This is a genomic window from Enterobacter cloacae complex sp.6700776 (genome assembly GCF_048284255.1).
Classification (GTDB): Bacteria; Pseudomonadota; Gammaproteobacteria; order Enterobacterales; family Enterobacteriaceae; genus Enterobacter; species Enterobacter intestinihominis.
The window spans coordinates 1-309 of the sequence record NZ_JBLVYK010000147.1 but is presented as its reverse complement, the minus strand read 5'-3'; the positions used below and the strand labels follow the sequence as shown (position 1 = coordinate 309).

General features: G+C 41.7%; 1 pseudogene. It reads right to left on the bottom strand.

Features of this window, described 5'->3' with window-relative positions:
• Nucleotides 1-91: 91 nt before the first annotated feature.
• Nucleotides 92-309: pseudogene (locus ACNQ0T_RS23645) on the bottom strand (hypothetical protein); the annotation flags it as partial.

The window sequence follows — 309 nt, the reverse complement described above, 5'->3', positions numbered from 1 at the left end:
AGGTAATAAAACATTTATGTGAATAAGGTAATTTCTGCTTCTCGCTCAGAGCCGACCGTCAATTTTAGTTATGTTCGATCGGCGAGCTCTATCAGTTCAGGTGTGAGTTAATGGAATAATTGTCACATTTTACCGTACCTCCATCATACTCCTTAAGATATCCCCCATAGTGCCTGAACAACATTTCGGGTCCTTTATGTCCCATTTGCCCCGCTAGCCAAAACAGGTTAGCACCTTGGCTGATATGCCTTGTGGCAAAGGTATGTCTAGTTTGATAAGGATTACGATACCTGATAGCAGCTTTCTTTA